This window comes from Flavobacteriales bacterium, from assembly GCA_016699575.1.
Taxonomy (GTDB): Bacteria; Bacteroidota; Bacteroidia; order Flavobacteriales_F; family PHOS-HE28; genus PHOS-HE28.
The window spans coordinates 1,949,390-1,962,276 of the sequence record CP064979.1 but is presented as its reverse complement, the minus strand read 5'-3'; the positions used below and the strand labels follow the sequence as shown (position 1 = coordinate 1,962,276).

The window sequence follows — 12,887 nt, the reverse complement described above, 5'->3', positions numbered from 1 at the left end:
GACTTTGCCTCAATCCGCCAGACCATAGCGCACAATGCACCAGATGGCCCGGAAACCGTCCTTCCAACCGATCTTCTTTCCTTCAGCATAGGTGCGCCCGTAATAGCTGATGCCCACCTCGTACAACCTGATCCCTTGTACGCGAGCCAGTTTGGCCGTCACTTCGGGCTCGAAGCCGAACCGCCTCTCCCGCAGCTTCAATCCCTTCGCAACGTCGCTGCGCATGAGCTTGTAGCACGTCTCCATGTCGGTGAGGTTGAGGTTGTTGAACGCGTTGCTCAACGAGGTGAGGAACTTGTTGCCGATGCTGTGCCAGAAGAACAGGATGCGGTGCGGGTGGTGGCCCATGAAACGCGAACCGAACACCACATCGGCAAAGCCTTCCACGACCGGACGCAACAGGTCGTTGTATTCGCGGGGGTCATACTCCAGGTCGGCATCCTGCACGATCATGTACTCCCCGGTCGCCAGCTCAATGCACTTGTGGATCGCAGCACCCTTGCCCATGTTCCTCGGTTGCTCGAACAAGCGGATGTCGAGGCCGGGGTTCGTGGCCATGTAACGCTTCACGGCCGCCACCGTGCCGTCCATGCTGCCATCGTTCACGATCACCACCTCCTTGGCGATCCCGTTCATCAGCTGCACGTCACGGACCTTGTCGAGGATCAGATGGATGGTGCGCTCCTCGTTGTAGGCGGGGATGAGGATGCTGAGCTTGGTGATCGGCATGGGCGGCCGAAAGTATCCCGCGGCCGATCGGTATGGACTACCGCTCGCGACTCCTGTACAGTTCGACCTTGGACGCCGAGCGGAACATCAGCTCGGTTGCGGTCGTGTCGAACGGTTGTCCGTGCGGCTCCACGATGTAGTAGTCGCCCGGCTGATGGGCTTCGTTAGGCCAGCATCGGACCGTGTCGATATCCGAGATGTGCAGTCGATGGAAGTAGTAGCCGAGACTTCCCCAGGCAATAGGGCCCGAGGACAGCGTGGCCCGACGGGGTGAGCCATGTTGGGCGCGGTCGCTCTGGATCAGTTCCATCATGCGCGCCACCTCGGCGGCTTCGGGCCACTCCGATGCATGCGTAAGGTTGGCCCGGTGCGTTGTATTGATCGTGAACACGCCCGCCGCGAGCACCACGGGCCACCACAACCATGGCCAGCTGATGGCATTCGCCTGCAGCCACAACACCACTACCGTCATCAACAGCGGGAAGAGGTAAAGCGCTGTTCGCGTGCGCGGCCATTCCATTCCGAAGAGGAAATGCTCCATGGCAACGAACGCTGCACAGAGCAGGGTTACCGCGGCCACCGTGGCTGTAGCGCGATGCTGTTCATCCCATCGTTGAAGAGATGCTTCCAACAGGAACACTGCGCCCAGCAGCACCAACGGGCCGATGAGCGCCGTGTCGAGGTCCATCCCGGCCAGCCGCAACAGGAGACCACGAACGGAGCACGACCAGAGATCCCCACAGCCCCAAATGAGCCCACCACCCCGGAGGATCCCCAGCACTTGCGGGGCGATGACCGCTAGTAGCACCGCGCTGATGAGCAACGGCCAGCGCACGAACCGCCAACTCACCGTCCCGGAGTGCATCCTCGCCATCCGTACCGCGAAAACGACCGCGACGGCCATGAAGAAGTTGAGCATGACGTAGTGCGAGAGCACGGACAGCCCTGCACACAGGAACATGAGCATGCCATGACGACGTTGTTCGGGTTGTTCGCTCCATCGCACCAAGTGCCACACGCTCATCAGCATGAAGCCGATGGAAAGTCCGTATCCGCGCGCCAGTCCGAAGAATTCAAGGAGATACGGATGCGCAACGAGCAGCACGAAGCCGACAACGGACCGGGCCATGTGTCCGGCACGAAGGGCAATGCGCCCAGCAGCAAGGACATACACCACCAGCGCCGTGAGGTTCGGTATCCGCAGCGCCCATTCACTTTGCCCGAACAACTTGGCACATGCCCACATGCCCCACACGTTCAATAGGTGGTGGTTGCCGCTCATCATATCGTGTTGCGCCGGATAGAGCTCACCCGGCAGAACATGGTGCATGAACGTCCAGCTCTCGTCCCAAGTGAAGGACACAAGAACTGCCCGTGCCATGACGTAGGCGAACACGAGCGCCCCGATGACGAGCAGCGGCAGGATGTGCGCGATGGACCGGTCGTTCATCGCCCCCGAAGTGATCAGACCACCATTTCCGGCACGTCGCCCTCCACCACCACGCGGCCCTCTGTTTTGGACTTGATCTCTTCGACGGAAACACCGGGCGCACGCTCAAGCAACTTGAACCCTTCCGGTGTGATGTCGAACACGCCGAGATCGGTCACCACCTTCTTCACGCACTTCACGCCGGTGAGCGGCAGTGTGCATTGCTTGAGGAGCTTGCTCTCACCAGCCTTGTTCGTGTGCATCATCACGACGATGATGTTCTCGGCGCTGGCCACCAGGTCCATGGCACCGCCCATGCCCTTCACCATTTTGCCGGGGATCTTCCAATTGGCGATGTCACCGCTGTCCGTGACCTCCATGGCCCCGAGCACGGTGAGCTGCACATGCTGCCCGCGGATCATGGCGAAGCTGGTCGCACTATCGAAGATCGCCGCACCGTCCAGCAGTGTCACGGTCTGTTTGCCCGCGTTGATGAGGTCCGCGTCTTCATCGCCCTCGAACGGGAAGGGGCCCATGCCCAGGATCCCGTTCTCGCTCTGGAAGGCCACGTTGATGCCTTCGGGAACGTAGTTGGCCACGAGCGTGGGTATGCCGATGCCGAGGTTCACGTAGTAGCCGTCCTTCAGTTCGCGCGCGATGCGCCTGGCCATTTGGTTCTTATCAAGGGGCATGGTGCACCGGTGTTGAGGGCAGCTAAGATGCTACGGCAGGACCACATGAACACGCACCACACTGTCGTCGATCCGGAGAGCGGCCGTACGCATGTTCCAGAAGTAGATCACCGCCCGCTGTTCCGGGTGGAGGTGGGGAACGTGGCGCACTTCGGTGAACGAGTGCTCCAATGGCGCAAAGGCCGTGACCATGATCGCGTCGTAGTACAAAACACTGTCGGCCGCGTTCCTGACTTCCACCACCAACTTCACCTGTGCAGGCCCGTTGGTGCTCAGACGGCCTGAGAATTCCACCAGATGGTCGGACCCGCTGCTGAGCGTGTCACTATCAAGAACGCCGATGAACTCGTCCGTCGTGTTCCGGGATGGCCATGGGATGCTCGGGGAAGAGATGAACTGCAGCGGTCGTTCGCGTTGCAACAGGGTCAGTCCGGTTCCCTGGTCATGGTCCAGTTCCTTGTATCCGATGCTGGCCGCTGTCAGGTGGTCGGGCCTTGAAACGCGCACATCGTGGGGGCCGGTCGGGAAGCCCTCCGTGAGCGGCATGGGTAATTGAACACCTTGTTGCACCGCCGCGAAGGGCAGGCTTCGGTTCATCTGCCGATAAGCCCCGGTCACGAGCGGGCGCCCTTGTTGCCTCTGCAGATCGGCCATGCGCGCAACGAACCTTGCTGGCACCGACTCATCGGGCCAGAGCGATGTGTGGGTGGTGTTGGCGGTGACAATGGTGCGCAGCGGCAAGTACAACAAGACCAGCGCCGCATAACGCATCGCCCCTGAGCGAGCAGCAAGCGCATCCGCCGTGAGCGCAAGGGTGAGTACGAACAACGGGACCATGTGCAACGCGGCCCTGTCCTCGGGGTAGTTCACGCTGATAAGCACAGCCATGACCACCCGGGAAAGGACATCCGCCCATAGCAGGCTGGTACACACCACGATCGGTTGCCGCCAGGTTCCTCTGTTCCACCAACGATGGGCCGCCACTGCTGTACAGCACGACAACGCGATGATGACCATCAGCATCACCCACGCACTCCCCGAACCTAGAACGTAGTTGCACAACGTGCGGAGGGTAACGTCCATGAACCCGTCCAGGCTTCCGTAATAGAACAATCCCACGGCCTGCATTTCCCTGCTCACACGCAGCGCGAACAGGAACGGCGCCACCCCGATCATCATCCAAAGCAGGATCCGCCAAGCGCGCTGTTTCGTTGTCCGTGCAGTGGTCAAGAGCAGCCAGCCCACAACGACCAACACCACGAACCAAAGCGTTAGCAACGACAGGATGCACGCGTTCGCCAACGCAAACCCGAGCAACGCTTGGGCGGCATGCCGAACAGCGCCATCCCGGACCAATCGGAGCAGACCATCCAACCCAACGAGCATGAAGGCCACAGCCAAGCCATAGCCACGGAACAAGGAGAAGAACTCCAGAACGAACGGGCAGAGCAACAGTCCGCACCACATGCACCATCGCACAAGCCTGTCACCCACCATGCCTCCGATGCGCCAAGCACCGAAAGCGTAGAGCACGAACGCCAGGACGCTCGCCCCTCGCAACGCCCATTGGTGCATGCCGAACGCACGATCCGCGACAATGCCCAGCCCCGTGCTCAAAAAGTGGTTGCCGGCATCCCAATGTGATCGCCACGGCAGGAACTCCCCCACTTGGACGTACATACTGTACGTAGCCGCCTCATCGTGCACGAACGGCACTAGTACTGCTCGTGCGATGACGTAACACAGAACGATGGCACAGAGCAGGAAGAACCAACGCCCATCGCGCGTGTTCATGGGCGGTGCGGCTCGTCAGCGCTTGCGCACCGTACGTTGCTCGATGCGCTTCTCGTAGTTGCTGCCTTGGAAGATGCGCTGCACGAAGATGCCCGGCGTGTGCACTTCGTCAGGGTCCAGTTCGCCGGGTTGCACCAAATGCTCCACTTCCGCGATGGTGATCTTGCCGGCCATCGCCATCATGGGGTTGAAGTTGCGGGCTGTGCGCTTGTACACCAGGTTGCCGTAGTGGTCGCCCTTCCATGCCTTCACAATGGCGAAGTCGGCGCGCAGCCATGTCTCCAGGATGTGGGGTTTGCCGTCGAACTCGCGCACCTCCTTCCCTTCCGCCACTTCAGTTCCAAAACCCGCAGGCGTAAAGAACGCCGGGATGCCCGCGCCGCCAGCACGGCAACGCTCGGCCAACGATCCCTGCGGAATGAGATCCACCTCCAGCTCGCCGCTCAGCATCTGGCGCTCGAACTCATCGTTCTCGCCCACGTAGCTGCTGATCATCTTCTTGATCTGCCGCGTCCTGAGCAGCAGGCCCAATCCGAAGTCGTCCACACCGGCATTGTTGCTGATGCATGTGAGCCCATTCGTGCCTTTGCGGACCAACGCGGCAATGCTGTTCTCCGGGATCCCGCACAGGCCGAAGCCGCCCACCATGAGCGTCATGCCATCGTCGATGCCTTCCAAAGCGGCCTCGGGGCCGCTGACCACTTTGTTGATCATGCGCGTGTTCTGCTGGCGACGAATGTAGCGGCCGTCAGCGGGCCACCACGATGTGCCGCGACACACGGTGGCCTTCGCCGTCACCGAGCACCACGGCATAGCGGCCGGGTGCGGCGCCAACGAGCATCACGCGCTCACGAACGGATCCATCCGACGACCCCAGCGCCTGGGCGTGCACTTCGCGACCAGCGGCATCCACAACGCTCAGGCGGAGTTCGCCCGGCGCGAGACCTGTCGCGCTAACGGTGAAGTCGCCGTTGTTCGGGACCGGGTGAACGAAGAGCAACGGAGAGTCCAACGCCGTTGCTTCAGCAAGCCCGATGGTCAGGAGTTGCAGGGTGTCGATAACCGCGCAGCCATACGTTGTGGTTCCCGTTACTACGTAAAGACCATCTCCTTGTGAGAACACGAACGGCTGATCACTGTTGGCGATTGCTTGTCCGTTGAAGGTCCACGCGTAGCCGTCGAACTCGTCCTCAACGAACAGCACACCGGCATCGTAGGTGATCTCCATGGTCGGGCACACCACCACCGTATCGCTTTCGCCCGGGCACCCGAAGCCGTTGTTGCCGACAGCCCACCACAAGCCCGGGGCGTTCGCGTTCACACAAGGGCCGGTGGCCAGCGGAACCGTATCGCCGTTCACGAACCAGACATAGCTCACGAGTGTGGTGTCTTGCACGCAGATGGTGCTGGCAAGCGTGTCGTAGCCCAGCACCATCTCCGGCAATGGGAACACCACCACACTATCGGTGTCGTTGAACACCTGTTGCGGTTGCAAGCTGATGTCGAGACCGCCCACGGTTCCCCCGGCGATATTGAACGGCAGGTTGCCCGTGGTTCCGGCGGGAATGTTCAAGGTGCCCAGGATGTCGTCCTGGCTGATCGGGTCTTCGTCGTAGAAGGCGATGGAATACGGCGGATTGCTGAGCACCAAACCAAGTCCTGTCCATGTTTCGCTGCCGCTGTCGCTGCCACTGCTGCTGGTGTACGTGCCGCCGCCGCCATCGGTGAGCACGAAGTAGAGGTCGGGCGATCCCGTGCACCCGAAGATGTCCGGTTCTTCCACGTCTCCGCACCAATTGTCGTTCACGCTGTTCAGCGCAACGGCATCGAGCACATAACCACCAATGGTCGTTTGCAGCGTAACGGTGTACGTGCCTGGACCGCTGTAGGTCTGCACGCTGGGTGATGCATCGGTGCTCGTATTGCCATTGCCGAAATCCCATGCGTAGGTGGTGGGTGATGGCGCGCCATCGATGAGCGCGTCGAACTGCACTTCCGCGCTGCCGCATGCCACGGAGGGTCCGAACGAAAACCCGCTGTTGTTGCCGCTGCCCGGTTGCACCACCAGTGTGATGGGGAACTGCTGTGGCGCATTGATGGTGAAGCCGCTGTACTCCACCTGCGCCAGGATGGAAATGGTGACGGTGAACGTGCCTGCGCCGATCGGTGTGCCGCAGATGCGCGCGCAGCCGTATTGGTCCTGCTGCGGGAAGTAAACACCGAGCGGGTTGTTCGTTTCAATGTCCAACCCGAACGGCAGACCGCTCACTCCGGTGATGGTCATTTGCAGGAAGTCCACATTGAAGCCAGTGCCGGGATCGTCGAAGTTGGCCGGCATCCAAAAGGTGATGTCCGTGGCGTAGGGTTGTCCGCTCACCGCATCGGGCGGTTGCAGAGGGCACAGCGTGGGATAAGCCGGATTGCTCGTGCAGCCGAAGTTGATCTGGCAGCCGGGGCATTGCGCGGTGGCTGTGACGCAGTTGAGCAATAGAGCGGTGAAGCAGAGAGCCACCTTCACGAAAACGTTATGGTGGTTGAACATGCGGAGCATCGAGCGTAGTGCGATGGTCATAGGTCAGGTGGTCGAAGGTGGTTCGCGGAGCATGCGCACGGCCATGAAGCCGACCAGGCCGAGCACCGCGACAAGTCCGGCCCAGATCCACCAGCGTGAAGGGGCAATGGTGGGGCCTTGCCGCGCGGTGGATGGCAACGCGATGAGCGGGCCGTGGTTCAGCGTTGCGATGGGTGCGGGCAATTCCTCTTTGAAGTGGGCTAGGTCGTATTGCGGTGCTTGCTTCTTCGGATCGCCGGTGGTGATGGTGTAGTGCTTCGATTGTTCAAGCAATACCAACATCGAAGTCGTCCGTTGTCCAAGCCGAACCGATTCGAACGCCAGTGGTCTGTTGTCCACATTCTCAATTACAATCGTAAACGTGTCCATGGGCTCATTCGAGAGTTCAACAAAGTTCTTTCGGCGTGAGTCGATCACAAACCGTGACACGACGCTTTCGATCCGCTCAGACCGTCTCTTTGACCCGTGCCTTGTTTCTCGGACTATTGGTACTACCAGGCGACCCTCCCGATGGAACATCCCTGCGTGTTTAAAACCCATGTCGATGCGATCAATCCGTCCCGGATAGGGCAAAAAACACTCTATGCGCGTTATCCCGGACGATTCCGCCTGCCTCCAGACCAGACCCTCCATCGGTGTCCAACCAGTGCCCACCTCCACAGTTGTGAACCATTCGGCCGATTCGACTTTAATGGGTGGTGTGAGAGAATCGTTGATCTCAATCCGGTAGTACGGATAGTCGCTCGGTGGGATCCTCAATATCGCCTCACACAACGCACCGCACGGCTCCGGCCCACCATAGGCGGGTTCAACACGCTGTTGGGCAAGAGCGTACCAGTTCTTTCGGTCATCACTTCCGGTGATGGTCGCATCCTTCACAACCCAAGCATTCCGCACCGAGAGGTATATGGCTTCGATTATTTCCCCCTCGTATCCCTGAAGCTCGACGATGGTGTAGTGGTCCAGCTTTTCATTTCTCAGGATGTCGAACGGCATCTCCCGCTCAACCTTCGAGCCGCTCTCAGGAAGATCCAGAACGAACGGGACCATAGTCCCCGATCGTTCAATGATGCGCACATCTTCAAGGTTCTGTACTGACCTAGCGATTATCTCCGCCGATAATTCAATCCGATACAACCCCGCATTCTCCACTGTGGGCACCTCGGCCTTCCATTGCTGCGCGATCGCACCGCCCCCGATAGCCGCGGAACCTACCAGCACGCACCATCTGCTCCACTGCTTCATTGCTTCACGGCTTCACTGTCATCCACGAACAATCCCTTCAGTTTGTTGTACATGAAGCTAACCACCAACAGCAGGATGCCCAGGCAGATGAACGCTGCAACCTTCCCGCCTTCGCTGATGCCGCGCAGGTCGAAGACGAAGAGCTTCACCAAGGTGATGCCGAAGAGCACGAGTGCGATGATGCGCACCATCTTCAACTTGTTGCGCATGCCGTACCACATGAACAAGAACGAACCCACGCCCCAGAGGATCGGATAGCCAGCACGCCGCGCTTTGCGCAATGCCGCCATCATGCTCTGGCCGGGCTCGTGGTTCACCAGCACCATCAGATGGTCCAATTCCTGGCTGGCCAATACAACGAGGTACGCGCACATGGCCCACAGGTAGATGTTCCATGTCTGCGATGGTCGGGGAACAACCGTTCGCGCCAGCAAGGCCGTGCGTACCACCAGCCCCACACAGCACGCGAGCGCAGCGTAATGGATGCCGAACCTGCGCGCTGAACCCAGCAGCATTTCCTCGAGACTTGTCCGGCTTGCCTGGTAGAACCCGGTGACATACACCAGCAGCACCAGCGCAGCCAGCGTGAACACCACGCGGCGCACGAGCAGCTCCTCCTTGCGCGTGAAGAACTCCACACCAAGCGCATACAGCAAAGTAAACAGCATGGTGGCCATCCGCACGCCGTCGTTGCTGAGCAGCTTGGCGCTTTGGTTCCGCAGTTCCAACAGGTTGACCAAGTAGCCGAGGCCAATGGCGATCACCAGCGCGACGGTCGCGAACGGCTTCAGGCCGACGCCGGGAATGATGCGCATCGTGTGCTCCTCCCCTTTTGCGTCCTGGCGTTTCCACAACCACCACAATGCCACCATGCTGGCCACCACCACCATGCCCGTGATCCAGCCAGCATTGACAAGGGGCGGCAGTTCTGGGCGCAGGAAGTTGTAGAATGCGTCGATGTCCATCAGCAAGCTGATCAGCCCGAGCACCGCGACGATCACAGCACCGCGTTGCACCAACGGCAATCCGGCGCGTTGTGCGAACCACACCAACAGCACCGCTTCCGCGGCCCAGAACAAGGTGATGGTGTAGCCCTCCAGCTGCACCGGCACGGCCAGTGTGCACAGGGTGAGCGCAAGGCCGATAAGCAGCAGCACCAGGTTGCGCGGCACTTGCTGCCGGCGGTAGAAGACGAACGCGAACACGGCGTGGAACAACCCCAGGGCGGCCGTGAACAGGCCCGTCCACTTCGGGTGTGCGTACAGCTCGGCATCGCTCAGGAAGTGCATGCCCGCCGCGTAATAACCAGCAGTGTTGCTCACCAACAAGCCGAACTCCAGCGGTCGGAACTGCAGGCGGTGCCTGAGGTTGTAGCCCACCGCCATGGCGAAGAACACCAGATGGAAGCACGTGGCGAACACGAAGCCCCACGACCATGGGCGAGGCTCAAGACCGGTGTACGGACCTGCAGCCCACGCGCCGAAAACGATGAGCGTTAGGCCGTACGCGACCAGATGCACAATGTTCCAGCGCTTGATGAGCGCGAGCACCAACATGCCGGCATCGAGGATGAGCAAGTAGGTGAAGAGCACCATGAAGTTGCCGTCGCCCTTGCTCACCATGAAAGGCGCGGCAAACCCTCCAATGAGCGCGATGACGGCGAGCTCGCGCCGATCGTAGGCAACGGAGAAGACAACCGCTAGCGCCGTGATGACCACCATGATGGCGAAGGCCTGCAGCTGGGTGAAGAGCTCGTACTGCTGGTAGGCGATGGTGATGGTGAAGTAGAGCACGCTCAATCCTCCCGCCAACAGCACGCTGCTGAACGCGCGGAGCTTTGTCCGGAGCCGATGCGCGATGTACATGAGCGCCGCTCCGGCACCAACGCCGATCAGCACGCGGCCCACCTCATTGATGTAGTTCTTGCCGATCGCATACCGCATCAGGAACCCTAGGCCCAGCACCAGTATGGCAATGCCGATCTTGTTGATGAGGTTCTCGCCGATGAACTTCTCCAAGTCGGGGTTGTTCTCCAGGAACCGCTCCCACGCTCCTTTCTGCGGTGGTGGTGGCGGTGCTGGTGAACGTTGCGGCGGAGGTGCGGCAACCACGGGCCGCGCAACCTCGGCCACGGGTGGCGGAGCGCTCGTTTGCGTTACCACAATGCGCGGTGGTGGTGGCGCGTGATCGGGCTTCACCTCGGCCGGTCCGCTTGCTGGTGCCTCGAACACACGGGGTGCCGGTTCGCTCATGCCGGTGTACCAGGGTTCGGGGGTGGCAACCGGCGGTTGCGCGGGAGCGGGAGGAGCAACCGGTGGTGGTGGTGCCACCGACGGCGGGACCGTGACCCGCGGTGCAGCGCCCTGCTCGCCGAGCAACTTCCGCATGGTGGCGAGTTCCTTGCGTAGCGCATCCACCTCGCGGGCGATAGACCCTGTTCGGAAGGCGGTGACAATAGCTAGAATGAGGAGCGCTATGGGGATCAGCGCAAGGAGAACGACCAGTCCTTCCATGGTGGGTTGCGGCAAGCTAGCACGGAACGCCGAACCGCCCCCGCCTCGCCCCTACCCCTTCTTGGCCAGTTTCCGCAACACCTTCTCCACACGCTTGCGTTTCGCTTCCGTCGGCATCTCGGCCATGCGGGTCTCCAGTGCCGAGACGACCTGTTTTGCAGCGCCGGGTTTCGTGGCTGCTTCCACCTCTTCCGCATACATCGGGAACTGGTTCACCGGGCAGGTGCGCAGTTGTTCCAAGAGCAGCGGCATCGTAGTGCGGCTGAAACGATCGTCGGTGGAGAGCTTGGCCAGTGCCTTCACCGCGTGATCACGCGTGATCACCGAGCCCCGTTCCACCGCGGCCATGATCTGTGGAATGATCATGAACACGGCTTCGGGCTTGGCCAAGGTGATGGCGTCGATGGCGCACATGGCGCCCCACACCAGTCGGTTGTCCGTGCTGGTGAGCAGGTTCTTGAACTGTGCCAGGAAAGGCGCGATCAATTGCGGGTCGCGCGCGCCGACCTCGTACAGCGTTTTCACGGCATCGCCCTTCAGCGCCTTGTCCTTCGCGTTCAGCAGGTCCACAAGTTCGCGGACGTTGTTCATGTCCTTGGTGGAAACGATGGCCTCGGCCAAGGCGATGTTCGGTTGCTCGTCGCTGCGACCGAGCGATGAAGCGAGTTGCGCTGTTGCTCCCATATCGAAAGATGCGCCGCGCCGATCGGGATCCAACCCGGTCACTTGGCGTTCTTCAACCAAAGCTGTTCACGGCGCGACCGGACGCAACGTGCGATCCCGTGCAACGACGAATTCAACGGGTGAGCGGCTGTTCCGAGCGGGTCAATGACCCGGCAATCCTACTTCTTGCCTCGGACCTTTGGCTGGCCCGCAGGCTTTTTCTTGCCTGAAGTCTTCGTGGCTTTGGCCAAAACTGCACTCGCCACCTTCACCGGCAATGTGGCATTATGCGCCAAGGACAGCTTCACCCATTTGTCCAAGGATGACTTCGCGGCAACGGCGTCGGCGTCCACGAAGAGGAACCCCTTCATCTCGCCTTTGCCGAACGTCATTGGTTTCGCCCCCGGCCATTGGCTGATCTCTGCATGGCGCGTGCTGTCGAAACGCACCATGAAGTCGCCCTTGTTGGTAATGCCCACGGTCATGTGGCCGCGTACCATGAAGGCGACGCCACCGAACATCTTCTTGTGCTCTGGTTCGGCGCCTTGTGCCTTCAGCGCATTGGCGACGCGTTCTTCGAACAGGGGGTCGTGCGGCATGATGCAACAAAGATGAAGAGCATCAAGGTCAGACGTTGGTGGGCGAAGGTTTCCCGCTCAAAGTGCGATTACGGTCTGGTCCAGTGCCCGACGTGCACGCGGCGTGTGTTCGCGTGTCTTGAACGGTTCCACAAGTGTCGCCGGGTCGCCTAAATATCCGAGCGCCAGAAAGCAGGCGATCTCCTCTTTGCCCCCGACAGGACCAAGCAGTTCACTTGCCTTGGCCCGGTCGAAGCCGCCCATCAAGTGACCATAGATGTCCATGCTGGCCGCCTGCAGGAGAAGGTTCGAGTTGGCCGATCCAACATCGTGCAACCAGTAGTGGTTCGGCTCCCCGTTGCGCTGCAGAACGGTGCTGCCGCTGCACACGACAAGTGCGCCGGCATTCTTCGTCCATGGCTGGTTTCCAGCGGTCAAACAAGACCACAGCAGTTCGAACTGCTGTGATCCCCGCAGGGCAAACCGGTAGCGCCACGGTTGTTCGTTCATGCTGCTCGGTGCCCATGCCGCGGCCTCGAACAATGTCATGAGCACGTCGGTCGTGAGCGGTGCATCACTGAAGCCGCGCGCACTGAAGCGCTGCCGGATCAAGGGGATCACCGCATGCTCCGTGGGCGCAGCTTTCAGGCCTTTGATATCGACCGGCATGTC

11 protein-coding genes are annotated in these 12,887 nt (G+C 60.7%); all 11 read right to left on the bottom strand.

Features of this window, described 5'->3' with window-relative positions; genetic code table 11:
* Nucleotides 1–9: 9 nt before the first annotated feature.
* A complete protein-coding gene (locus IPJ76_08110; protein QQR88158.1) occupies nucleotides 10–729 on the bottom strand; it encodes a glycosyltransferase family 2 protein in 720 nt (239 codons plus the stop codon).
* A gap of 37 nt (nucleotides 730–766) precedes the next feature.
* Complete coding sequence (locus tag IPJ76_08105; GenBank protein ID QQR88157.1) at nucleotides 767–2,179, bottom strand: glycosyltransferase family 39 protein; 1,413 nt, start codon at nucleotides 2,177–2,179, stop codon at nucleotides 767–769.
* A 14-nt stretch (nucleotides 2,180–2,193) separates the two neighbouring features.
* Nucleotides 2,194–2,850: a CoA transferase subunit B gene (locus tag IPJ76_08100; protein ID QQR88156.1), complete on the bottom strand. Its 657-nt coding sequence runs from the start codon at nucleotides 2,848–2,850 to the stop codon at nucleotides 2,194–2,196.
* A gap of 30 nt (nucleotides 2,851–2,880) precedes the next feature.
* A complete protein-coding gene (locus IPJ76_08095) occupies nucleotides 2,881–4,644 on the bottom strand; it encodes a hypothetical protein (protein ID QQR88155.1) in 1,764 nt (587 codons plus the stop codon).
* Nucleotides 4,645–4,659: 15 nt separating this feature from the next.
* Nucleotides 4,660–5,358 (bottom strand): CoA transferase subunit A, encoded by a 699-nt coding sequence (locus IPJ76_08090; GenBank protein ID QQR88154.1) that lies wholly within the window; start codon nucleotides 5,356–5,358, stop codon nucleotides 4,660–4,662.
* A gap of 34 nt (nucleotides 5,359–5,392) precedes the next feature.
* The gene (locus tag IPJ76_08085) at nucleotides 5,393–7,216 is read right to left on the bottom strand and encodes a PKD domain-containing protein (GenBank protein QQR88153.1); all 1,824 of its coding nucleotides are present in this window, start codon (nucleotides 7,214–7,216) and stop codon (nucleotides 5,393–5,395) included.
* A 3-nt stretch (nucleotides 7,217–7,219) separates the two neighbouring features.
* Nucleotides 7,220–8,461, bottom strand: a complete 1,242-nt coding sequence (locus IPJ76_08080; protein ID QQR88152.1) for a hypothetical protein — start codon at nucleotides 8,459–8,461, stop codon at nucleotides 7,220–7,222.
* Nucleotides 8,458–10,974 carry a DUF2339 domain-containing protein gene (locus IPJ76_08075; protein ID QQR88151.1) on the bottom strand — a complete coding sequence of 839 codons (2,517 nt, stop codon included), beginning with the start codon at nucleotides 10,972–10,974 and terminating at the stop codon, nucleotides 8,458–8,460. The genes IPJ76_08080 and IPJ76_08075 overlap by 4 nt, the downstream gene beginning before the upstream one ends.
* 51 nt (nucleotides 10,975–11,025) lie before the next feature.
* Nucleotides 11,026–11,658 carry a hypothetical protein gene (locus IPJ76_08070; GenBank protein QQR88150.1) on the bottom strand — a complete coding sequence of 211 codons (633 nt, stop codon included), beginning with the start codon at nucleotides 11,656–11,658 and terminating at the stop codon, nucleotides 11,026–11,028.
* A 158-nt stretch (nucleotides 11,659–11,816) separates the two neighbouring features.
* Complete coding sequence (locus IPJ76_08065; protein ID QQR88149.1) at nucleotides 11,817–12,236, bottom strand: TfoX/Sxy family protein; 420 nt, start codon at nucleotides 12,234–12,236, stop codon at nucleotides 11,817–11,819.
* 57 nt (nucleotides 12,237–12,293) lie between these two features.
* A complete protein-coding gene (locus IPJ76_08060) occupies nucleotides 12,294–12,884 on the bottom strand; it encodes a nitroreductase family protein (protein ID QQR88148.1) in 591 nt (196 codons plus the stop codon).
* Nucleotides 12,885–12,887 lie beyond the last annotated feature (3 nt).

Excerpts from the sequence above, each read along its gene's own strand:
- IPJ76_08105 (QQR88157.1), bottom strand. The coding sequence starts at position 2,179 with ATGAACGACCGGTCCATCGCGCACATCCTGCCGCTGCTCGTCATCGGG.
- IPJ76_08070 (QQR88150.1), bottom strand. The coding sequence starts at position 11,658 with ATGGGAGCAACAGCGCAACTCGCTTCATCGCTCGGTCGCAGCGACGAG.
- IPJ76_08065 (QQR88149.1), bottom strand. The coding sequence starts at position 12,236 with ATGCCGCACGACCCCCTGTTCGAAGAACGCGTCGCCAATGCGCTGAAG.
- IPJ76_08075 (QQR88151.1), bottom strand. The coding sequence starts at position 10,974 with ATGGAAGGACTGGTCGTTCTCCTTGCGCTGATCCCCATAGCGCTCCTC.
- IPJ76_08095 (QQR88155.1), bottom strand. The coding sequence starts at position 4,644 with ATGAACACGCGCGATGGGCGTTGGTTCTTCCTGCTCTGTGCCATCGTT.
- IPJ76_08100 (QQR88156.1), bottom strand. The coding sequence starts at position 2,850 with ATGCCCCTTGATAAGAACCAAATGGCCAGGCGCATCGCGCGCGAACTG.
- IPJ76_08080 (QQR88152.1), bottom strand. The coding sequence starts at position 8,461 with ATGAAGCAGTGGAGCAGATGGTGCGTGCTGGTAGGTTCCGCGGCTATC.
- IPJ76_08085 (QQR88153.1), bottom strand. The coding sequence starts at position 7,216 with ATGACCATCGCACTACGCTCGATGCTCCGCATGTTCAACCACCATAAC.
- IPJ76_08110 (QQR88158.1), bottom strand. The coding sequence starts at position 729 with ATGCCGATCACCAAGCTCAGCATCCTCATCCCCGCCTACAACGAGGAG.
- IPJ76_08090 (QQR88154.1), bottom strand. The coding sequence starts at position 5,358 with ATGATCAACAAAGTGGTCAGCGGCCCCGAGGCCGCTTTGGAAGGCATC.
- IPJ76_08060 (QQR88148.1), bottom strand. The coding sequence starts at position 12,884 with ATGCCGGTCGATATCAAAGGCCTGAAAGCTGCGCCCACGGAGCATGCG.